Origin of the sequence: Pseudomonas sp. PDM17, from assembly GCF_014851985.1 — a bacterium.
Taxonomy (GTDB): domain Bacteria; phylum Pseudomonadota; class Gammaproteobacteria; order Pseudomonadales; family Pseudomonadaceae; genus Pseudomonas.
Map to the genome: position 1 here is coordinate 22,473 of NZ_JACVAT010000011.1, position 20,628 is coordinate 43,100.

At 67.9% G+C, this 20,628-nt stretch carries 16 protein-coding genes; 8 read left to right on the plus strand and 8 right to left on the minus strand.

Annotated features, from left to right (window positions below; genetic code table 11):
* Positions 1–14: 14 nt before the first annotated feature.
* The 4 genes from IB256_RS28665 to IB256_RS28680 all read right to left on the minus strand — a co-directional run bounded on the left by IB256_RS28665 (position 15) and on the right by IB256_RS28680 (position 4,687).
* Positions 15–1,205, minus strand: coding sequence for a CaiB/BaiF CoA transferase family protein (locus tag IB256_RS28665; RefSeq protein ID WP_192404829.1), 1,191 nt, complete (start codon positions 1,203–1,205; stop codon positions 15–17).
* Between the two features lie 78 nt (positions 1,206–1,283).
* Entirely contained in the window at positions 1,284–2,633 is a 1,350-nt protein-coding gene (locus IB256_RS28670) for an MmgE/PrpD family protein (protein ID WP_192404830.1), read from the minus strand.
* Positions 2,634–2,651: 18 nt separating this feature from the next.
* On the minus strand, positions 2,652–3,812 hold the full coding sequence (locus IB256_RS28675) for an acyl-CoA dehydrogenase family protein (protein ID WP_081520377.1): 1,161 nt from the start codon (positions 3,810–3,812) through the stop codon (positions 2,652–2,654).
* 47 nt (positions 3,813–3,859) lie between these two features.
* Positions 3,860–4,687, minus strand: a complete 828-nt coding sequence (locus IB256_RS28680) for a MaoC family dehydratase N-terminal domain-containing protein (RefSeq protein ID WP_192404831.1) — start codon at positions 4,685–4,687, stop codon at positions 3,860–3,862.
* 155 nt (positions 4,688–4,842) lie between these two features.
* On the opposite strand from IB256_RS28680, the gene IB256_RS28685 reads away from it, so the two are divergent.
* Positions 4,843–5,757: a LysR substrate-binding domain-containing protein gene (locus IB256_RS28685; protein WP_192296001.1), complete on the plus strand. Its 915-nt coding sequence runs from the start codon at positions 4,843–4,845 to the stop codon at positions 5,755–5,757.
* Here the strand turns inward: IB256_RS28685 and IB256_RS30730 are convergent.
* The 3 genes from IB256_RS30730 to IB256_RS28700 form a co-directional block, all read right to left on the minus strand.
* Entirely contained in the window at positions 5,737–8,154 is a 2,418-nt protein-coding gene (locus IB256_RS30730; RefSeq protein WP_225602008.1) for a LuxR C-terminal-related transcriptional regulator, read from the minus strand. The two genes, IB256_RS28685 and IB256_RS30730, sit on opposite strands and share 21 nt — an antisense overlap.
* Positions 8,155–8,314: 160 nt before the next feature.
* Entirely contained in the window at positions 8,315–9,682 is a 1,368-nt protein-coding gene (locus tag IB256_RS28695) for a DUF1329 domain-containing protein (protein WP_192296002.1), read from the minus strand.
* Between the two features lie 15 nt (positions 9,683–9,697).
* Positions 9,698–11,554: a DUF1302 domain-containing protein gene (locus tag IB256_RS28700; protein ID WP_192296003.1), complete on the minus strand. Its 1,857-nt coding sequence runs from the start codon at positions 11,552–11,554 to the stop codon at positions 9,698–9,700.
* A gap of 340 nt (positions 11,555–11,894) precedes the next feature.
* Here IB256_RS28700 and IB256_RS28705 point away from each other — a divergent pair, with 340 nt between their 5' ends.
* From IB256_RS28705 to IB256_RS28735, 7 genes are all read left to right on the plus strand, one after another.
* Positions 11,895–13,487, plus strand: a complete 1,593-nt coding sequence (locus tag IB256_RS28705) for an arylsulfatase (protein ID WP_081520382.1) — start codon at positions 11,895–11,897, stop codon at positions 13,485–13,487.
* 86 nt (positions 13,488–13,573) lie between these two features.
* Positions 13,574–14,548 carry an AAA family ATPase gene (locus IB256_RS28710; RefSeq protein WP_192296005.1) on the plus strand — a complete coding sequence of 325 codons (975 nt, stop codon included), beginning with the start codon at positions 13,574–13,576 and terminating at the stop codon, positions 14,546–14,548.
* Positions 14,529–15,479, plus strand: a complete 951-nt coding sequence (locus IB256_RS28715) for a DUF58 domain-containing protein (protein ID WP_192296006.1) — start codon at positions 14,529–14,531, stop codon at positions 15,477–15,479. The genes IB256_RS28710 and IB256_RS28715 overlap by 20 nt, the downstream gene beginning before the upstream one ends.
* A complete protein-coding gene (locus IB256_RS28720) occupies positions 15,476–15,970 on the plus strand; it encodes a DUF4381 domain-containing protein (RefSeq protein WP_192296007.1) in 495 nt (164 codons plus the stop codon). Before IB256_RS28715 ends, IB256_RS28720 begins: the two co-directional genes overlap by 4 nt.
* On the plus strand, positions 15,957–16,931 hold the full coding sequence (locus IB256_RS28725; RefSeq protein ID WP_192404832.1) for a VWA domain-containing protein: 975 nt from the start codon (positions 15,957–15,959) through the stop codon (positions 16,929–16,931). The genes IB256_RS28720 and IB256_RS28725 overlap by 14 nt, the downstream gene beginning before the upstream one ends.
* Positions 16,932–18,422 (plus strand): VWA domain-containing protein, encoded by a 1,491-nt coding sequence (locus tag IB256_RS28730; protein ID WP_192296009.1) that lies wholly within the window; start codon positions 16,932–16,934, stop codon positions 18,420–18,422. It begins immediately after the preceding gene.
* Entirely contained in the window at positions 18,419–19,654 is a 1,236-nt protein-coding gene (locus tag IB256_RS28735) for a BatD family protein (protein WP_192404833.1), read from the plus strand. The genes IB256_RS28730 and IB256_RS28735 overlap by 4 nt, the downstream gene beginning before the upstream one ends.
* On the opposite strand, the gene IB256_RS28740 is transcribed toward IB256_RS28735, so the two are convergent.
* On the minus strand, positions 19,651–20,550 hold the full coding sequence (locus IB256_RS28740) for a LysR family transcriptional regulator (RefSeq protein ID WP_192296011.1): 900 nt from the start codon (positions 20,548–20,550) through the stop codon (positions 19,651–19,653). The two genes, IB256_RS28735 and IB256_RS28740, sit on opposite strands and share 4 nt — an antisense overlap.
* Between the last annotated feature and the right edge of the window lie 78 nt (positions 20,551–20,628).

Here is a 20,628-nt window from a genome sequence, read left to right on the forward strand (position 1 = left end):
TGGGTTCTCCTGGGTCATACCGCGCCCTGCTCGTGCAGGCGCTGGATATCACCGGGGGTATAACCCAGTTCCTGCAGCAGGTCATCCGTCTGCTGACCTAAAGCAGGCACGGCATCCATGCGCGGCGCGTAGGCATTGCTGTTCACCGGCGGCAAAAGCGCCGGCAGGCGGCCGGCCGGGCTGTCGATCTCACGCCAGCGATCGCGGGCGGCCAGCTGCGGGTGCTGCCACAGGCCGCGCATGTCGTTGACGTGGGCGTTGGCGATCTGCGCCTGCTCCAGGCGTCCGACCACCTGTTCGGCGCCAAGACTGGCAAAGGCTTCGACGATCAGCCCACGCAGGGCGTCGCGGTTGGCCACCCGCAGGCTGGTCGCGGTGAAACGCGGATCGACCGCCAGCTCCGGACGCTGCAGGACCACTTCGCAGAACAGCTTCCACTCGCGCTCGTTCTGCACGCCGAGCATGACGCTGCCGCCGTCGCCGGTGGGGAACGGCCCGTAGGGATAGATGGTGGCGTGGGCAGCGCCGGCGCGCGGCGGCTGCGACTGGCCTTCGAAGGCGTAGTACATGGGGAAGCCCATCCACTCGGCCATACCCTCGAGCATCGACACCTCGACGCGGCTGCCCTCTCCCGTGCGGCCACGCAGCAGCAGCGCGGAGAGGATGCCGCTGTAGGCGTACATGCCGGCGGAAATGTCGGCAATCGAGCAGCCGGCCTTGGCCATCTCGTCGGCGCCGGGCCCGCCGGTCACCGAGAGGAAGCCGCTCTCGCTCTGGATCAGCAGGTCATAGGCCTTCTTCTGTTCGTAGGGGCCGCCTTCGCCGTAGCCGGAGATGTCACAGACGATCAGCCGCGGGAAGCGTTCGTGCAGCGCATCGAACGACAGGCCCAGGCGCGCGGCGGCGCCCGGCGCGAGGTTCTGCACCAGCACGTCGGCGGTTTCCAGCAGTTGCTCCAGCACGGCCTGCGCCGGTTCCTGCTTGAGGTCCAGGGACAGGCTTTCCTTGGAGCGGTTGGTCCAGACGAAATGCGAGGCCAGGCCGCGCACGCGCTCGTCATAGCCACGGGCGAAGTCGCCGACGCCGGGGCGCTCGACCTTGATCACGCGGGCGCCGAGGTCGGCCAGCTGACGGGTGCAGAACGGCGCGGCGATGGCGTGTTCCAGGCTGACGACGGTGATGCCGTCGAGGGGACGCGAACTCATGGGCAACTCCAGACGCCGGCCGGCTGGCCGACGCGCTTGCTTCGGAAGAATCGGGCGGACTGGCCGCCCGCAGCAGACTCAGTGGAAGACGTCGAGGCTTGGCAACTGGTGCAGAGCCCAGCTGGCCTGCACCAGACGATCCGCCTCGGCCTGGCTGCGCTGGCCGGCGAAGGCCAGCAGGCGGCGGAACTTGTCCTCCAGTTCGGCGCGGCTCAGGCCGTTGCCCGGGTCGCCCTTGGGCTCATCGATGGCGCCGTGCAGCTGGCGGCCGTCGGTGGTGAGCACGTCGACGCGGCCCAGCCAGCGCCGCGGGTAGGCACCGTCCACTTCCGCATCGAGCTGCATGCTGACCTTCTCGCGGAACGCCGCCACCTGGGCATCGTCCAGGGAGAATTCCTCGAACTCCACCAGACCGGCCTTGCCGTGTACGGCGATCAGGCCGAGTACGGTGCCCATGGAGAACTTCGCCTGGTGCACGGTCTGCGGCACGACTACGCGGCCGAGCACGTCGATCGCACCTTGGTGCACGCGGGTGGTGACCTTGGCGATGTCGCCATGGCTGAGCCCTTCGCGCTGCATCAGGCCCAGCAGCGCATCGGCGGCAGGATGGGTGTGGCGGCAGGAAGCGTGGAACTTGTAGGAGGTCTCGCAGAGCGCCCAGCGGGTGCCCAGGCCGTCCACCAGACGGCTCGGGTCGGCGTCGCTGGACATGCCGGCAGCCATGCCCTGCTCGCCTTCGAGAATGTTCTGCGCGCCGGTCAGGCCATCGGCCGTCAGGTAGGCGGCGAGCAGGCCGTCAGCGGCGGCTTTCGCAGTGTGCAGCTGCTTGGAGTCGGCGGCGTCGCGGAGGAACTCCCAGAGCCCGGCGGCCTGGGTGCCGGCGCTGCCCAGGCAGTTGACGAACTGCCGGCTGTCCAGGCCCAGCAATTTGCCCACGGCCACTGCGGCGGCCAGGGTGCCGACCGTGGCGGTGGTGTGGAAGATGCGGTAGTGCGAGCGACCGAGGAACTCGCCGATGCGGATGCCGGCCTCGTAGCCGGCGACGCTGGCGAGGATCAGTTCGCGGCCGGACTTGCCCAGCTCCTGCGCCGCAGCCAGGGCCGCCGGGAAGACCACGGTGGCCGGGTGCAGCACGGAGCTGTTGTGCAGGTCGTCCTGCTCCACCAGGTGCGAGCTGGCACCGTTGACCAGCGCGGCGAAGTACGCGGAGGTCGAGCTGCTGTCCACCAGCACGCGGCTTTTACCGCTGGCCGGGCCCATGCGCTGGGCGTAGCGCTGGAACAGCGGGATCGGGTGGCGGTTCTGGCTGGCCAGGGCCGAGCCGAGCCAGTCGAGGAACAGCTCCTCGGTGTACTCGACCACGGACGTGGGCAGGTCTTCGTAGCGCAGGCCGGCAAGGAACTCGGCAAGAGCGTGGGTATTGTTCATTGTTCTTCTCGTCCCGGCTTAGAAGGAGCGCGGCAGTTCGAGCAGGTGCTCGGCCACGTAGGACAGGATCAGGTTGGTGGAGATCGGCGCCACCTGGTACAGGCGGGTCTCGCGGAATTTGCGCTCGACGTCGTACTCGTTGGCGAAGCCGAAGCCGCCGTGGGTCTGCAGGCAGGCGTTGGCCGCTTCCCAGCTGGCCTTGGCAGCCAGGTACTTGGCCATGTTGGCGGCGGCGCCGGCGTTCTTGCCGCTGTCGTACTCCTGGCAGGCGCGCCAGCGCATCAGGTCGGCAGCCTCGATCTCGATATGCGCCTCGGCGATGGGGAACTGCACGCCCTGGTTCTGCCCGATCGGACGGCCGAACACCACGCGGTCACGGGCGTACTGGGCGGATTTCTCGGTGAACCAGCGGCCGTCGCCGATGCACTCGGCGGCGATCAGCGTGCGCTCGGCGTTGAGGCCGTCAAGGATGTACTTGAAGCCCTTGCCTTCCTCGCCGATCAGGCTGCTGGCCGGCAGCTCCAGGTTGTCGAAGAACAGCTCGTTGGTCTCGTGGTTGACCATGTTGGCAATCGGCTGCACGGTCAGGCCGTTGCCGATGGCTTCGCGCAGGTCGACGAGGAAGATCGACATGCCTTCGGACTTCTTCTTCACCTCGGCCAGTGGCGTGGTGCGGGCCAGCAGGATCATCAGGTCGGAATGCTGGATGCGCGAGATCCACACCTTCTGGCCATTGATCACGTACTTGTCGCCCTGGCGCACGGCGGTGGTCTTGATCTTGGTGGTGTCGGTGCCGGTGGTGGGCTCGGTGACGCCCATGGACTGCAGGCGCAGTTCGCCGCTGGCGAGCTTGGGCAGGTAGTAGGCCTTCTGCTCGGCGCTGCCGTTACGCAGCAGGGTGAACATGTTGTACATCTGCCCGTGGATGGTGCCGGAGTTGCCGCCGCAGTGGTTCACCTCCTCGAGGATCACCGAGGCTTCGGCCAGGCCCAGGCCCGAACCGCCGTATTCTTCCGGGATCATCGCCGAGAGCCAGCCGGCTTCGGTCATGGCGCGGACGAAGTCCTCGGGGAAGCCCTTCTCTTCGTCGATCTTGCGCCAGTACTCGGCGGGAAACTCCGCGCACAGGGCGCGCACGCCGTCACGGATGGCCTGGAGTTCTTCGGGGGTGGACGTCATCGAAACACCTCATGTCTTTCTTGTTGGAGGCACCGGGAAAGGTGCGGTCAGTCGAATTCCACTTCGCCGCGCTGGGCGATGCCGGCGCCGTTGCCGGCCCAGACTTCAGCCTTGCCGGGACCGCTCAGGCGGCCGCCGACTTCGAACGGTTCGGGGCAGATCAGCGGACGCAGGCCACGGTAGGCATAGCGGCGCAGGCGTACCTGGGGGTTGGCGCGGCAGAAAGCGCGCAGGTTCAGGGTGCCGATCAGCGGGCCGTGCACCACCAGGCCGGGGTAGCCCTCGGCCTCGGTGACGTAGGGCCAGTCGTAATGAATGCGGTGGCCGTTGAAGGTCAGCGCGGAGTAGCGGAACAGCAGGATCGGCGTCGGCTCTACTGCTTCACTCCAGTCGCCGGCGGGCAGTGCATCGCCGCTGGTGAGCTTGGGCGGAGTGGGCTCGCGGTAGACGATGTCCTGCTCCTCGCTGAACGCCAGGCGGCCGTCCTGGGCGAATTCGTGGCGCAGGGTGACGAACAGCAGCGAGCCGGTGCGGCCGTGCTTTTCCTCGACATTCACGATGGTGGTGGTGCGCTTCGCCACGCCGCCGACACGCAGCGGCTCGTGGAACTCCAGGCGGCCGCCAGCCCACATGCGGTTGCGCCCATCGGCCGGAGGCAGGAAGCCGCCGCGCGCAGGATGGCCGTCGGCGCCCAGGCCCGGCTCGGTCACTTCATCCTGGAAGAACATCCAGTGCCACAGCGGCGGCAGCGCCTCGCCGGCAGCCGGGGCGTCTTCGGCCAGGGTCACGGCCAGACGGCGGACCAGCAGCGTACTCAGTTCTTCCTCGCGCTCCTGGGAGCGGCCGATCCAGTCGGCGTAGGGTGAATCGCTCATTGCGGACCTCTTGGCAGGTTTGATGAACGGAGCATGCAACAGGGCTTGCGTTCGTCGAATCCACATTTTCATAATCCAGCGTTAGGCAATGCCTAACGCCATTTCCACACTTCAAGCCTAGCGCCGCTGTTGGTCGCTTCGCGGAGAACCGCCCCATGCATTTCGACCTCGCCGACCTGCGGCTTTTCGCGCACATCGCCGAAGCTCCCAGCCTGACCCAGGGCGCCCGCCGCGCCCATCTCTCGGCGGCCGCCGCCAGCGCGCGGATCAAGGCGCTGGAAGGCCAACTCGACTGCCGCCTGCTCTACCGCGACAATCGTGGCGTCGAGCTGACCCCGGCGGGCCAGCGCCTGCTGCAGCACGCGCGCCTGATCCTGCGCCAGGTGGACCACCTGAAAAGCGATTTCAGCGGCCAGGCCGGCGACCAGGTCGGGCACATCCGCATCTTCGCCAACACCACGGCGGTCACCGAATTCCTCCCCGAACTGCTGGCGGACTTCCTCGCCGAGCGCCCCGGTGTCAGCGTCGACCTGCAGGAGCGGCTGAACCGCGACATCGTCCGCGCCATCCTCGACGGCTCGGCGGACCTGGGGATAGTCGCCGGCCCGGTGCGCGCCGAAGGCCTGCAGATCGTTCACTTCAGCACGGACCGGCTGGTGCTCGCGGTAGCGCCCGACCATCCCTTGTGCGCCCTGCCACGCCTGACCCTCGCCGACACTCTGGACTACCCGCACATCGCCCTGCATGAAGGCAGCACCCTGCAGAGTTTCCTGCGCGAACGGGTCGAGCGCATGGGAGGCGACCTCAACCTGCGCATCCAGGTAGCGAGCTTCGAAGCCATTTGCCGGATGGTCGAGGCCGGGGTCGGCATCGGCGTGATTCCGGAGACGGCCGCCATCCGCCACCGCCGCACCATGAACCTGCGCATATTGCCGCTGGACGAGCCCTGGGTGGTGCGCGAACGCAGCGTGCTGCTGCGCGACCGCGAGGCCCTGCCGGCTTGTGCCCGCGCACTGGTGGACCTGCTGCGCGGCATGCAGGAGGCTGGCTCAACCGAGCAGCCCCAGTGACTTGGCGCGGACGATGGCTTGGGTGCGCCGGCGCACGCCGAGCTTGAGGTTGATCTTCTTGGCGTGGGTTTTCACGGTGTTGAGCGAAATGAACAGGCTGTTGCCGATCTCCTGGTTCGACAGGCCCTCGGCGAGCAGACGCAGCACGGCCACTTCCCGCGTGGTGAGGCCGTGGGCGCTGTCCTCGGCCTCGCCGCTGGACGTCGGCAACAGGCTGGGCAGGCGCTCTGGGGCGATCTCGACCCGCAGGCTGTTCAAGGCATGTTCGGTCTCACCCGCCAACGCCTGATAGCCGAGGGCCTGGCACTCTTCACGCAACTGCAGCAGACGGGCCCGCGCGGCGTCGATCCGGCCACAGCCGGCTTCGGCCAGCGCCAGCAGGTAACGCACGCGCTGCGGCAGTGATGGCGTATGCAGCGGTGCGACCCGCTCCGGACGCTGTTCCAGCTCCCCGTCCAGCACCGTCGCCTCGTGGTGCAGGCGCAGCCATTGGCCCTGACGCGCCAGCAGGCGCAACTTGAGGCTTTCCAGCGACAGCCGGTAGCAATCAGGCTGCACATTCCAGCAGTGCATGCGGCGTTCGGCTTCCTCGCAGTAGCGTTGCGCGGACGCTGCGTCGCCGCTGCGCGAGGCCGCTTCGCCAAGGCCCAGCAGGCCGTGGAGGATGTAAGGATCGGCGCAGGAACGCGCCAGACCCAGCCCGCCTTCCAGCGCGGCCGCAGCAGCCATGGCATCGCCCTGCAGGAGCAGCAGTTCACCATCGAGGAAGGCCAGACGCCCGCGCAGCAATTCATGCCCTTCTCTGCCGGCCGGCAGCCGCTCGCGGCAAGCGTCCAGCAGGCTGCGGGCCTGTTCGCGCTCGCCGGCCAGCAGGCACAGGCGCACGCGGTCGAAGTCGATCAGCACTTCGCTGGCCAGGCAGCCCTGGCGCCGCGCCAGCTCCAGCGCAGCCTGGAGGATGCGCCGGGCCTGCGGCAACGCGCCGGTGGCCATGTCCAGACGCGCCAGGGTGGTCAGGCACAACAGGGTCGACCGCCAGTCGCGTGGTTCCAGGTCTTCGAGCGCCGCGTTGCAGTGGTCGCGGGCCTGTTCGAGGCGACCGTGCATGCCGTCCAGCGCGCCACGCAGGGCCAGCCAGTTGGCCAGCAGACGGCGGTTGCGCGGCGCCTGGGGCTGCGGCAGGAAGTTGCCCAGGCGCTCGATGCACTGGTGCGCTTCGTCCAGCCGCCAGCTGAACAGCAGCGCGCGGGCGTTCAGGCTGATCAGCCGTGGCGTGCTTTCCAGCAGGGTAGCCGGTAGCCGCTCGCGCCACTCCAGCAGCAGGCCGAGGTGACGGCCACTGAACAGCCAGTCCATGTCCAGGCGGTCCATGTATCCGGCGGCGACTTCCGGCTGGCCGGCTTCCAGCGCCATCTCGATGGCTTCGTCCAGCCAGCCGGCCTGGCCCAGCACGCCACAGGCGCGCAGGCGCAGGCGGGTCAGCGCCGGGCCCTGCAGGTGACACTGCAATGCCTTGGCCACCAGCGGCGGCAGGCGGAAGCAGCTGGCCTCGGCATCCAGGGCGAGGAAAAAACCCTGCCCCTGTTGCAGGCGGTCGAAGATCACGCCGCCCTGCTCTTCCCACAGGCTCGCGCAGATTTCCCGGTTGAAGCGCGGCAGGTAGGCAAGACCGCAGAGCATCGCGCCGGCCTCGGCGTCGAGCCGGCCCAGCAGCTCCTGGGACAGGTAAGTACGCAGCCAGGAAGCCACCTCCCCCGGCGCGTGCACGCCGTCGCGCGCGCTGAGCACCAGCCGCGCGCCAGCGCACCAGCCCTGGGTCGCGGCCCACAGGCGCTCGCGGCAGTCGGCGTCGTAGCCCTGCCCCAGCGCCAGCAGGTCGCATTCGTCACGGCTGAACGCGAGACGCGCGGCGCCCAGCTCACAGAGGCGTTCATCCAGCAGCAGGCGCGAAAGGTTCCAGGCCGGGCGCTGGCGGCTGCTCACCAGCAGATACAGCGGTGCTTCTGCGAGACCGAGCAGGCGCTGCAGCCAGGCGTCGAGCTCGGGGTCGGCGGCCTGAGGGTAGTCGTCCAGCACCAGCCACAGGGGTTGCCGGCGCGATTGCAGGGCCAGTTGCACGCTGGCCGGGTCACTGTCGATCAAGCCCAGCTGACGGGCGATCTGGGTGCAGCAGGCGCTCAGCGCCAGGGGCTGCCCGGCGAAGTCGAGCCAGACGCGGGCGCAGCTCGACGGCAGGCGTTCCAGCACGGCGCGCGCCAGTGCGCTCTTGCCGTAGCCGGCCGGGGCGCACAGCAGGTTCAGGCGCCGGGGCGACTCCAGCAGGGCGTGCAGCAGTGGCTCGCGGGGCAGTTGCGGGGCGACCGGCGTAGCGGCGGCAATGGCGGGGAAACTGGACATGGCGACACCCGTTATCGTTGTAGTTCGTGCTGCGTCGGGGTGTCAGAAGATCATTGCGGGGCGAGGCGGGACAATCGGTCGTTCGGACTAGCCGCAGGACTAGCCCTGACCCGGCGCCGCCACGAGAGTCGCGGCGCCGGGCTGTTTCAGGCAGCGCGGATCAGCGGATACCGGCGTTGCGCAGTGCCGCGGGAGTGAAGTCGTTCATCGCGGCGCTGACGCCAAACTGCGCGCCCTTTCGGGCTTCGTTGACCAGCCCCATGGCGATGTAGCGCCCGGCGATCAGGTCGTTCAGCGACTGTACCGCGTACACCGAGATGCCCTGCTCGTAGTCGTTCACCTGGAAGCCCTCGCCCACACGCCAGAGCTGGCCGCGGCCGTCGTACTGGTCGGTGGCGACGATGGACCAGGTGTCCTCGTCCACGTACATCCGGCGGGTGCCGTAGATGTGCCGCTCGCCCGGTTTCAGCGTGGCCTCCACCACCCACACGCGGTGCAATTCGTAGCGCGCGTGGTCGGGGTTGATGTGCCCGGCCTTGAGGATGTCGTCGTACTTGAGCTGCGTGGACCACAGGCGGTAGTTGTTGTACGGGACGTACATCTCTTTCTTGCCCACCAGCTTCCACTGGTAGCGGTCCGGCGCGCCGTTGTACATGTCCAGGTCATCGGCGGTGCGCAGGCCGTCGGCAGCGGTGCCTGGGCCGTCGTAGGCCACTTGCGGGGCGCGGCGCACGCGGCGCTGGCCGGCGTTGTAGATCCACGCCAGGCGCGGTTCTTTCACCTGGTCGATGGTCTCGTGGACCAGCAGTACGTTGCCCGCCAGGCGCGAGGGCGCGGTCACCTGCTGCTTGTAGTAGAACAGCACGTTCTCGCTCTGCTTGCTGTCGGCACCGCCGGCCAGCGTCTGCGGGTAGGCGATGTCCTCGACCATGCTCACCGTGTTGTAAGAACCGTTGGTCTGCGGCGTGGCTTGCACGGTCTCACGGTGCTGGTTGCTGCCGCGGTAGCGGGTCATGTGGTTCCAGATCACCTGCACGCCGTTCTGCGGAATCGGGAAGGCATAGTAGTGCGAGCTGAAGTTGGCCAGGCCGTTGCCGTCGTTGGCTTCCTGGGTGGTCACCGCGCTCTGCTTCACTGCGTCGTACACCGCCTGCGGGCTCGCGGCGGTACGGCGGGTGGTGAAGACCGGCATTTTGTAGCTGTCCGGGTAGCGCTTGAACATCGCCAGCTGGCCGGCGGTGAGCTTGTCCTTGTACTGGTCGGCGTTGGCCGCAGTGATCACGAACAGTGGCTTGTCAGTGGGGAACGGATCGCCGAGGAAGCCGTTCTCAACCTTCGCCGCGCCGGGCTTGAGGCCGCCGGTCCAGGCCGGGATGCTGCCGTCGGCGTTGCCTTCCTTCTGCGCGCCCATGGGAGTCAGCGCGCTGCCGAGCTTGTCCGCTTCCTGCGCGGAGACGGCGGCCTGCACCGAGCACGCCAGGAGGCTGAGGCCGAGGATGGCGCCCTTGATCATTGTCTTTGCTTGCATGTGCTGTTCACCTGCTCAGAAGTTCACGCCGACGCTGACCGACATGTAGTCGCGGTCGGTCAGGGTGTTGTAATCGCCGCCGAAGTAGTTGGTGTAACTCAGGCTCATCGTGTAGGTGTTCTGGTAGTCGGCATCCACGCCCAGGCTGATGGCTTTGGCGCCTTCCTCGAAGCTCGGGCCGGTGCCATTGATGTCCTGCGACCAGGCCATGTTCGGCTTGAAGTTGATGCCGGCGATGACGTTCGGGTAGTCGAGGATGCCGCGCACGCGGTAGCCCCAGGAACTGGTGGTGTAGAAGCCCTTGTTGTTGCACTCCTGCTGCGGGTTGCTGGCCGTGGCGGTGCCGGCGGCGGTGCCGACGCACACCGACTGGTCGAGCAGCTCGCCGGCGCCGAAGGTCGGGCTACGGCCGAAGCGCAGGTCGCCCACCGAGTTGCCGATGCCGCTGATATGGTCGTAACCCACCTCGCCCACCAGAGTCAGGCGTTCGGAGCCCAGCACCTGGTCGAAGAACTGCGTGGCGCTGACCTGCACCTGGGTGAATGGCAGGCGCTTGTAGCCTTCGATCGACGCGCCCGGTGCGTTGACCGCCTGGCCGTCGACGAACACTGGCGAAACCGCCGTGGCTACGCCATTGACCAGGCCGACCTGGTTGACCGCCGCGAGGTTCAGGTCGGCGGTGTTGATCTGCATCGGCATGTTCGGCCGGAAGCTGACCTCGCCGTTGAGCGCCACGCCCGCCAGGTTGGTCTGGAAGCTCAGGCCGTACAGGCGGATGTCTTCGGGGTAGTCGACGAAGTAGCTGGCGCCGCGCACACGGCTGGCGGTGGTCAGCGCGTTGGAGGCACCGGCAAAGGTCGTGCGGGTGAAGCTCAGGAACGGGTTGCGGCTGTGATAGTTCATCACGTACGCGCCCAGTTCGGTGTCGTTGAAGTCCGGCAGGAACCAGCGCATGGCCAGGCCGAACTGCCCGGAGTCGCCCGGCTCGTGGTCGTCGGTGCGCGGGATGTAGGCGTTGGCGCGATTGCCCGCCACATCCAGGATGCTCCCGGCGTTGGCACGCGGATCATTGGGCGCGAAGTCCGGACCGGCGATCACCAGGCGGTCGTCGCAGCCCTTGGCCACGGCGTCCACGGCGAAGAAGGTGCCGCAATTCTCGGTGACCGTCTTGTCCCACTTGATCTGGTAGAAGGCCTCGGCAGTGACGTTCTCGGAAAGGCCCTGGGAGAAGTACAGCAGCTGGATCGGCACCAGCGCTTCCTTCACCTCGGCGCCGGGGCGGCGCAGCGCCGAGACGTCCACCGGGTTGATGGAGTTGATCGAGTTTGGGATGAAGGTACTCTCGCCCCAGCTCACCACCTGTTTGCCGAAGCGCACGTTGCCCGGCAGATCGCCCAGCTGGTAGTTGTGATAGAGAAAGGCGTCGAGGAACTCACCGCCCGAGGCCTTGGCCGACTGGTCGCGGCCATGGTCGTCGATGTTGTAGTAGCGCAGGTCCTCGTCCTTGAGCTTGAAGTCGTACCAGTACTTGCCGCGCAGGAAGGCGCCGGAGTCGCCGTACTTGAGTTCGAGGTCGTGGGTGCCCTTGAAGATCTTCGAGAACACGTCGCCCTTGCTGAAGTTCAGGCGACCGTCATCGGCGGTGCGCGAGGCGGCCTTGCCCTTGGCGCCGACTACGTTGTAGTTGGAGATGAATTTTGGGTCCGGGTTGCTCAGGGCCCAGCTCATGCCCAGGGATGCCGACGAATCCAGCTGCCCCTCGATCTCCCCGATATTGAAATTCACGGCGTGAGCGCACGGCGCGCTCGCCAGGGCGATGGCCAGGGCCAGCGCCTGCGGTCGAAAGTGTCCGCGCATTGTTATTGTTGGCATGCGGTACTCCAGGTGGTCCAGGTGTTGGAGTGCGCATGCTGGCAGTGCCCGCAGCCGGCAAAAACCGCCCGATCAGGTGATTTTCGCCCTCACCCGTGCAGGTGATTCCGGCTTTTCTTCGCGGAATCCGGCAGCGGCCCCGCGAACCTTTCCCAGGATCGGGCCGCCCCCGCGATACCCCACGTAACACCCCTGGGCATCGCCCGCTCACGACAATCCGGCGAACCACCCCAACGGGTGATTTGCACCCCACCCCTTGCCGCGTTCAATGGCGCCCTGTGTCCGGCCTCCTGCGCCAGGCCTGCAAACCACAACAACAAGCATCACGGAGAACCGTGCTATGACCCGCAAACGCAGCTGGCTGCCGCGGCTCGCCCTGGCCGTCGGCCTGCTGGCAGGAGCCGGCGCCCAGGCGGCCGACAAACCGAACATCCTGGTGATCTTCGGCGACGACATCGGCCAGACCAACATCAGTGCCTATTCCCAGGGCGTGGTCGGCTACCGCACGCCGAACATCGACCGTATCGCCAAGGAAGGCATGCTGTTCACCGACTACTACGCGGAGAACAGCTGCACCGCCGGGCGCTCGACCTTCATCACCGGCCAGGCCTCGCTGCGCACCGGGCTGACCAAGGTCGGCGTGCCGGGCTCGCCGGTCGGCCTGCAGGACCGCGATATCACCCTGGCCCAGGCGCTCAAGGGCCAGGGCTACGCCACCGGCCAGTTCGGCAAGAACCACCTGGGCGACCGCGATGAATACCTGCCGACCAAGCATGGTTTCGACGAATTCTTCGGCAACCTCTACCACCTCAACGCCGAGGAAGAGCCCGAGCGTCCTTACTGGCCCAAGGACCCGAGCAACCCCTTCGTCCAGCACTTCTCCCCGCGCGGGGTGATCCACTCCTACGCCGACGGCAAGATCGAGGACACCGGCGCGCTGACCAAAAAACGCATGGAGACCATCGACGACGAGACCACCCAGGCGGCGATCAACTTCATCGACAAACAGGCCAAGGCCGACAAGCCGTTCTTCGTCTGGATGAACACCACGCGCATGCACCTCTATACCCACGTGCGCGATTCGATGAAGGGCCAGAGCGGCATGCCCGGCAACGAGTACGCCGACGGCATGCTCGAGCACGACGGCGACGTCGGCAAACTGCTCAAGACCCTGGATGACCTGAAACTCACCGAAAACACCATCGTCATCTACACCACCGACAACGGGCCGAACCGCTTCACCTGGCCGGACGCCGCCACCTCGCCATTCCGCAACGAGAAGAACTCCAACTACGAGGGCGCCTTCCGCGTGCCGGCGATGGTCCGCTGGCCGGGGCACATCGAGGCGGGACAGGTCTCCAACGGGATGTTCTCCGGGCTGGACTGGTTCCCCACCCTGCTCTCCGCCGTCGGCGTCCCCGACGCCAAGGACAAACTGCTCAAGGGCTGGGCGCCGGTTGCCGGCGGCACCAGCTACAAGGTCCACCTGGACGGCTTCGACCAGCTCGCCTTCCTGACCGGCAAGAGCCCGAAGAGCGCGCGCAGCGAGTTCTATTACTTCAACGACGACGGCCAACTGGTGGCCATGCGCTTCGGCGACTGGAAGGCGGTGTTCTGCGAGCAGCGCAAGCCCGGCGGCTTCGAGGTGTGGAGCGAGCCCTTCGTCTGCCTGCGGATTCCCAAACTGTTCAACCTGCGCATGGACCCGTACGAGACCGCCGACATCGTCTCCGACCAGTACAGCGACTGGCTGGTGAAGAACGCCTACCTGCTGGGCATCGCCACCATGAAATCCGCGCAGTTCCTGCAGACCTTCGTCGACTGGCCGCCGAGCCAGCGCCCGGCCAGCTTCACCATCGACCAGGTGCAGCAGGCCGTGTACCAGAAGATCGCCGAGAAGGCCAGGCAGCAACAGGCCGCCGCCAAGCCCTGAGCCACCACCACACCCCTCCGTTACGAGGGGTGTGGTGCTTCACCGCGCGCTGTACAACCGCAGGCGTGATCGCACGGAGCTCCCTCTTGGACATTCGCACTCCGCTCCTGGACCTGGAGCGCAACCTCTGCCGCGTCGTGCTGGGCCAGGAAACGGTGATCCGGCAACTGCTCATCGCCCTGCTCGCCGACGGCCACCTGCTGCTGGAGAGCCTTCCGGGGCTGGCCAAGACGCGCACGGTCAAGGCCCTGGCGCAACACCTGCACGGCAGGATGAGCCGCATCCAGTTCACTCCCGACCTGCTGCCCTCGGACATCACCGGCGCGGAAACCCTCCACGCCCACGGCGGGCATGCCGAAATCCAGTTCCAGCCGGGCCCGCTGTTCGGCAACCTGATCCTCGCCGACGAAATCAACCGCGCGCCGGCCAAGGTCCAGGCGGCACTGCTCGAAGCCATGGAAGAACGCCAGATCACCTGCGCCGGCCGCAGCTACCCGCTGCCCGAGCTGTACCTGGTGCTCGCCACGCAGAACCCGATCGAACAGGAAGGCACCTACCCGCTGCCCGAAGCGCAGCTGGACCGTTTCCTGATGAAACTCAAGCTCGACTACCCGGCGCCCGAGCACGAGGAAACCATGCTGCGCCTGCTGCGGGCCGAAGGTTGCGGCGGTGCTCGTGCCCGCGAAGCCGTGGAGCCGCTGGACGCGGAGATTCTATTGGCGGCACGGGAGCAGGTCGCCGCCATCGAAGTGGCGCCGAGCATCGACCGTTACCTGGTGGACCTGATGCGCGCCAGTCGCCGCCCCGCCGATTACGACGCGCAACTGGCGCGCTGGATCGAGGTTGGCTGCAGCCCGCGCGGCGCCATCAGCCTGGACCGCGCCGGACGCGCCCACGCCTGGCTGGAAGGCCGCGACCACGTCCTGCCCGACGACATCCACGCGGTGCTGCTGCCCGTCCTGCGCCATCGCCTGTTGCTCAGCTACGAGGCGCTGGCCGAGGGCATTGATACCGACGCCGTGCTCTGCCGGCTGCGCGACCATGTCGCCATTCCCGCCTGAGCGCCGCGCCGACGGTCTGGCCTACGCCGACCTTGGCCGCCTGCTGGCCCTGGAAATGCCCGCGCGGCGACTGGGCGCACGGATCACCCGCCTTGCCGCCGTCAGCCTGCTCGGCCAACACGCTTCGACCCTGCGCGGGCGCGGACTGGACTTCCAGGAGTTGCGCCATTACCGCCCCGGCGACGACCTGCGGCGTCTCGACAGCCGCGCCAGCCTGCGCCACGGCACGCCGCTGGTACGCAGCTTCAGCGAGGAGCGCGAGCGCCCCGCGTTGATCTGGGTCGACCAGCGCATGGACATGTTCTTCGGCTCGCGGCGCTACCTGAAATCCACCCTCGCCGTGGAACTGGGCGCACTGCTGGCCTGGAGCGCGCTGCACGGCGGCGACCGCGTCGGCGGGCTGGTGTTCGGTGATCGCCATGAAGAGCGTCTGCGCCCCACCCGCAACCCGGCCGGCATTCGCGCCTTCTGCGCGGCGATGCTGCGGCACAACCACGCACTGTCTGCCGATAGCGCCCCGGCGAACGGCGCGCGGCTGAACTCGTTGCTGGAAACGCTGCTCAGTGGCCCGGAGCGTGGCGGGCAGCTGTATCTGATCAGCGACTTCTCGGGCTGCGATGAGCACACCCGTGACCTGCTGCAGCAACTGCGTCGGCGCCACCGGATTCTCGCTTTGCAGGTACAGGACCCGCTCGCCCTTCAACTGCACGGCGACACGCCGCTGAGCCTCAGCGATGGCCATGGCTGGCTGGACCTCGACCTGCGCCGCAAGGCCGTGCGCCATCCCATGCAGGACTACCTCCGTGGTCGCCTGGACAGCGTGGCGGAACACCTGCGCCTGGCCCAGGTACCGCTGCTGCGCCTGAGCACCGCCGAAGCGCCGCTGGACCAGTTGCGCCGCGAACTGCTGCGCCCCGGAGTCCTGGCATGAGCAGCGTGACGCCGGACCTGCGGCAATTGCAGGAATTGCCACTGCCGCCGCTGCCTTCCTACTGGCCGCCGGCCTGGGGCTGGTGGGTACTGCTGATGGTCCTGATCGTCGTGGCGGCGTTGCTCGGCCTGCAGCGCTACCGACGTTGGCGCGGCCAGCAGTACCGGCGTGAAGCCCTGGCACAACTTGACCTTCTGACGCAGCGAGCCCCGGAACAGCGGCGCGAGCTGGCCGCTCTGCTCAAGCGCTGCGCGCTGTCGATCCCCGAACTGCGCAATCGCCACGGGGAACTCGCCACGCTGAACGGCCCGGCCTGGCAGGCCTTCCTGCAACGGCACTGCCCGTGGCCGCTGGCTTCCGATCTCGCGGAACGCCTGGCGCAGCTCGCCTACGCCCCGTCTGCGCAACTGCAGCACTGGCCGCAAGCGGACTGGGACACCCTCTTCGCCCAGGTGCGCCTCTGGCTGGAGGCTCACCGTGTGGCAGCTTGATTACCCCTGGGTGCTGGCCCTGTGGCCGCTGGGCCTGCTGGCGATCTGGCTGCTGCCCGAGCAGCGCGTGGCGCGCACGGCATTGCGCGTGCCGTTCTTCAGCGAACTGCGCCGCGTGCATCACGCACCCTTGGGCAAGGCTGCCGCACGCTGGCAGGGCTGGCTGAGCCCGCTCAACTGGTGCCTGTTGCTGCTCGCCCTCGCCCGTCCCGCCTTTTATGAACCGCCGCGGATGCTGATCGAGCCGGCGCGCGACCTGGTGCTGGTCATCGACCTGTCGCAATCCATGGCCACCCGCGACTATCGCGACACCCAGGGCCACCAGCTGGACCGGCTCGCGGCGGTGAAACAGGTGCTGCACGACTTCATTGCCCGGCGCACCGGCGACCGTCTCGCCCTGGTGGTGTTCGGCAGCGGCGCCTACGTGCAGGCCCCGCTGACTCTCGATCACAAGACCCTGTTGCGCCTGCTGGACGACAGCGCCATCGGCATGGCCGGGCCGGACACCGCCATCGGCGATGCCATCGGCCTGAGCCTGCGCGTGCTGGACGGGCCGGCGCTGCGTGCACAGCAGATCGTGCTGCTCACCGACGGCAGCGACAACGCCAGTGCCGTTCCTCCGGAGCGCGCGGTGGAACTGGCAGTGCAGCGCGGCGTAGTGCTACAGGCCATCGCCATCGGCGACAGTCGCGGGCTGGGTGCGGAGAAAGTCGACAGCGAGCGCCTGCAAGCCCTGGCCGAGACCACTGGCGGACGCTTCTTCCGTGCCGAAGACAGCCGGGCGCTGGCCGACGTCTACGCCGAACTGGACCGCAGCGCTCCGCACCCACAGCCACGGCTGGGCCCCCGCCCGCGCCATGAAGGCTACTACTGGCCGCTGGGCCTGGCCCTGCTGCTGACCTGCTGCGGCCATCTGCTGGCCGCCGGCGCCTTGCGCCTGCCCAGCCTGCGGAGAGCCTGAATGCCATTCCATCGACCGCTCTGGCTGCTGCTGATCGTCGTGGCGCTCCTGCTGCTGCAGCTCTGGCGCCGTCACCAGAACCTCGGCCAACGGCTGGCCGAACGTATCGCCCCGCACCTGCTGCAACACCTGTTGCTCGATCAGCCCGGCGCTTGCCGGCTCAGCCCCGCACACCTGCTGACGCTGTTCCTCTGCCTCGGCGCAGTGGCAGTTGCCGGCCCAGTCTGGCCGGGGCACGCCACTGACTCCGCCGATGATCGCGGCCTGCTGATCCTCGCCGTCGAGCTGTCGCCCAGCATGGATGCGCCGGACCTGCGCCCCACCCGCCTCGAAGCCGCCAAGCGCAAGCTGCGCGATCTGCTCAGGGATCGCCAGGGCGCGCCCACCGCGCTGATCGCCTATGCCGGCAGCGCACACCTGGTACTGCCGCCCACCGACGACCCCGGCCTGCTGGAAAGCTACGTCCAGGCGCTGTCCACCGCCCTGATCGAAACACCCGGCAGCGACCTGCGTGGCGTCCAGCGGCTGGCCGCGAGCCTTTCGGAGGAAGCCGGCACGCCCGCCAGCCTGGTGCTGTTCGCCGACCATGCTGACCCGCGCGAACTCAACGATCTGCAGCGCCACGCCAGCGATGCGCTGCAATGGCTGCTGGTGGATTGCAGCGCGGCCCCCTCAGGCCGCTCCGCCTCCCTGACCGAGCTGGCCAGCGCCCTGGATGCCGGCCTGCGCGCACTGAGCCCGGACGACAGCGACGTGCGCTGGATCGGCCGGCAAGCCGTGCGGCACTTCCAGGCCCGCCAGCAGGCCACGGACGGTTCACGGGAGGTGGGCTACTGGCTGTGCTGGGCACTGCTCCCGGTGGTGCTGCTCAGCCTGCGCCGTGGTTGTCGGGTCCACTGGCTGGGTGCTGCGCTGCTGGCCCTGGGCGTTGTCCTGCCAAGCCCGCCCGCCATGGCCGCCAGCTGGCTGGACGCCTTCGCCAGTCCGGACCAGCAAGGCCGCTGGGCCCTCCAGCATGGGCACCCGGCACTGGCCGCCGAGCGCTTCGACGATCCCTACTGGAAGGCACTGGCGAGCTATCAGGCGGCGGACTACGCCGGCGCCCTCGCGCTGTTCTTCCGTCTCGACACCGCCGAGGCACAGTTCTATGCGGGCAACTGTCAGGCGCGGCAATACCGACTCACCGAGGCCATCAAAGCCTATCGCCGGGCCCTGGCCTTGAAGACCGACTTCCCCGAAGCCCGCGCCAACCTTGCGCTGGTGGAAGCGCTGGAAAAGGACCGCGAAGACGCCGCGCAAAACGCACCCAAGCAACGCGGCGACGATGAAGTCATCGACGACTCGGCGGACAAGGGCCGCGGCATTGCCCAGCCCTGGGGCCAACGACCGGCCGACGAGCACTGGCTGGACAGCCTGCAGACCTCGCCCGCCGCCTTCCTGCGCAACAAGTTCCGCGCGCAGGGCAGCCACATCGGGGAGGACAGGCCTTGAAGCGGGTCCTGCAGTTGCTGCTGATGCTGCTCGCCACTGCCGCGTATGCAGACGGGCCACAATTGCGCGTCGAAGCACAGCTCCTCCCCGATTCCAAGGCAAGTCTTGGCGCGACGCTGACGCTGCAACTCGACGTACTGACGGACACCTGGTTCACCGCCGCGCCGCAGCTCCCTGCCCTGCAACTGCCAGGCACCCGCGTGGCCGAGCCAGCCGGCTCCCCTGTGCACCTGACGGTGGAACGTGACGGGCAGACCTTCTTTGGCCTGCGTTACCAGTACCGGATCACGCCCCGTCAGGCGCAGCGTTTCGAGATTCCCGCGCTCCGGGTCAACGTGCAGGTCGGGCAAGCCACGGCCACGCTTCACGCCAACAGCCGGCCGTTGAGCTTCGAGGTATCTCCCGCACCGGACGACGGCGCCCGCCTGGTCGCCGACTCGGTGCAACTGCAGCAGGTTCTGCGACCGCCCGTGGCTGCATTTCAGGTGGGCGACAGCCTGGAACGCCGCGTCGAGCTGCGAGTAAAGGGCGCGCCGATGGAGCTGTTGCCTCCCGCCGAATTCGCCGCCGTGGAAGGCACCCGCCAGTACCTGAACCCCGTCCGACTGCAGGAGCTCGACGACGGACGCGGCCACAGCGATGGCGCGCTGCGTGTCGACAGCGTCGCCTATCAGCTCGAACGCGCGGGACGCGTCGAGTTGCCGCCGCTGGAGCTGCGCTGGCGGCAAGCCAGCAGCGGCGAACTGCACGTGGAGCACCTGCCGGGCCTGGCGTTGGAGGTGGCTGCAGCACCGCCTTCGGTGAACCCCGGGGCGTGGCGCGATCGACTGGGGGTGTGGATCGAGCGGCACGCGCTGGCCGCCTTGCTGCTGATTGCCGGCCTGGCGCTGGGCTGGCATTGGCTGACCGTGCCCGCCGCTGCAGCCCTGCAATGGCTGCAGCGACTCGTCAGCCGGCTGCGCCAGCGCTACCGGCATTCTGAACATCGGGCCTGGCGTCGGCTGCACCGGCAACTGCAGCAGCGGCCTGCGCGGCTGGATGGTCTCTACCTCTGGCTGCACCAGCAGCAGGTGCACTCGGCGGAGCTGCAACGGACCCTGCGCCTGCTGTACGGCGGCACACCCGATGCCGAACGGGGTCTGCGCGTGCTGCGTGGATTGCTGCCAAAACTGCGCCGTCAACGTGGCGAGCGGCAACGCCGTCCGCCCGCGTTGCAACAGCTCAATCCCTAGCCTTCCGCCGCCAGCAGCTCCACCGCCACGTCGCGAAACTGCCGCACCACGCGGCTTTCGTTGTCCGGGTTGTAGACCAGAGCGAGTGCCACGGTGCGTTCCTGGTGCGGGGTTTCCAGATCGAGGAAGCACACCGGCGCCGATGAGTTGCGCGCATGCAGCGCCGGCACCAGCGCCACGCCCAGCCCGCACGCCACCAGGCTGATGGCCGCCTGCACCTGGGTGGTGGAATGCACCAGTTGCGGCACGAACCCCGCCGCCTGGCAAAGCTGTAACAACACGTAGTGAAGACCTTCGGTGTGCGGGTAATCGATGAGCGGCTGGTCGGCGACTTCCGCCAGGTGCACGCGGCTGCGCCCGCTCAGTGCCAGCGGGCTGTCCTGCGGGACGACCAGCATCATCGGCTCCCACACCAGCGGGATCAGCTTCAACGCCGTCTGCTGCGGCAGCGGGAAACGCACCAGCCCCACATCGGCGCCGCCGTTCTCCACCAGCTCCAGCACGCCGCTGGAAGGCAGCTCTCGCAGCTCCAGGGCGATCCCCGGATAGCGCCGGCGGAACTCCGGAATCAGTTGAGGGATCAGCGAAAGCGTCGCCGAGCCGACCGAGCCCAGCGTCAATTGCCCGCGTTCCCCGGCGCCGGCCTCAAGCGCGTAGCGCCGCGCTTGCTGCAAGTGCAGCAATGCCTTGCGCAGCTCCGGCAGGACCGCCTCGCCAGCTTCGGTGAGGGCCACCTGGCGCGTGGTGCGCTCGAACAGCGGCAGGCCGATCTCCTCCTCCAGCTTGCGGATCGACACCGATAGCGGCGGCTGGGACATGTGCAGGCGCTCGGCGGCCTCGCGGAAGTTCAGGGTCTCGGCCAGGGCGAGGAACTGATGAATCTGGCGCAGCTCCATACTGATATTCCATGTGTATCAATCGTTCTCCAAATAATATTGGATGAGTACGAGCCCTGCCCATAGCCTGACCCCACT

Coding starts and splice junctions, on each gene's coding strand:
- IB256_RS28705 (WP_081520382.1), top strand. CDS start 11,895: ATGACCCGCAAACGCAGCTGGCTGCCGCGGCTCGCCCTGGCCGTCGGC.
- IB256_RS28665 (WP_192404829.1), bottom strand. CDS start 1,205: ATGAGTTCGCGTCCCCTCGACGGCATCACCGTCGTCAGCCTGGAACAC.
- IB256_RS28730 (WP_192296009.1), top strand. CDS start 16,932: ATGCCATTCCATCGACCGCTCTGGCTGCTGCTGATCGTCGTGGCGCTC.
- IB256_RS30730 (WP_225602008.1), bottom strand. CDS start 8,154: ATGTCCAGTTTCCCCGCCATTGCCGCCGCTACGCCGGTCGCCCCGCAA.
- IB256_RS28680 (WP_192404831.1), bottom strand. CDS start 4,687: ATGAGCGATTCACCCTACGCCGACTGGATCGGCCGCTCCCAGGAGCGC.
- IB256_RS28670 (WP_192404830.1), bottom strand. CDS start 2,633: ATGAACAATACCCACGCTCTTGCCGAGTTCCTTGCCGGCCTGCGCTAC.
- IB256_RS28685 (WP_192296001.1), top strand. CDS start 4,843: ATGCATTTCGACCTCGCCGACCTGCGGCTTTTCGCGCACATCGCCGAA.
- IB256_RS28715 (WP_192296006.1), top strand. CDS start 14,529: ATGTCGCCATTCCCGCCTGAGCGCCGCGCCGACGGTCTGGCCTACGCC.
- IB256_RS28700 (WP_192296003.1), bottom strand. CDS start 11,554: ATGCCAACAATAACAATGCGCGGACACTTTCGACCGCAGGCGCTGGCC.
- IB256_RS28695 (WP_192296002.1), bottom strand. CDS start 9,682: ATGCAAGCAAAGACAATGATCAAGGGCGCCATCCTCGGCCTCAGCCTC.
- IB256_RS28740 (WP_192296011.1), bottom strand. CDS start 20,550: ATGGAGCTGCGCCAGATTCATCAGTTCCTCGCCCTGGCCGAGACCCTG.
- IB256_RS28720 (WP_192296007.1), top strand. CDS start 15,476: ATGAGCAGCGTGACGCCGGACCTGCGGCAATTGCAGGAATTGCCACTG.
- IB256_RS28675 (WP_081520377.1), bottom strand. CDS start 3,812: ATGACGTCCACCCCCGAAGAACTCCAGGCCATCCGTGACGGCGTGCGC.